This is a genomic window from Chryseobacterium sp. JV558 (assembly GCF_033712365.1).
GTDB lineage: Bacteria > Bacteroidota > Bacteroidia > Flavobacteriales > Weeksellaceae > Chryseobacterium.
The window spans coordinates 1-421 of sequence record NZ_WJHU01000035.1 but is presented as its reverse complement, the minus strand read 5'-3'; the positions used below and the strand labels follow the sequence as shown (position 1 = coordinate 421).

The window sequence follows — 421 nt, the reverse complement described above, 5'->3', positions numbered from 1 at the left end:
GTGCCCTCCCAAATCAAAGAAATTATCATGTATGCCTATTGGTTCAATACCTAACAATTCCTGCCAGATATCAACCAGGATCTTCTCTGTAGAAGTTTGCGGAGATACATATTCCACACCTGTATCAATGCCCATATCTTCTGGCATGGGAAGTGCTTTTCTGTCTACCTTTCCGTTTGAGGTCAATGGTAGTTCAGCCAGTTGCATATAATATCCCGGGATCATATACGAAGGTAGACGCTCTGATAAATAAGATCGTAGATCACGAATGCTTAACGAAGATTCACTCACATAATACAAAATCAGTTCTTTGTTCTCAGATGAGCCTTCACTGGCATGAACAAAACAGTTCTTGATCAGGGGATGCTGGCTCATAACCTGTGCGATCTCTCCAAGCTCGATACGGTAACCACGGATCTTC

At 42.5% G+C, this 421-nt stretch carries 1 protein-coding gene; it reads right to left on the bottom strand.

Annotation, left to right across the window (positions count from 1 at the left end):
- On the bottom strand, nt 1-421 hold a 421-nt coding region (locus GFU89_RS23245), incomplete at both ends, for an AMP-binding enzyme (protein ID WP_413228619.1).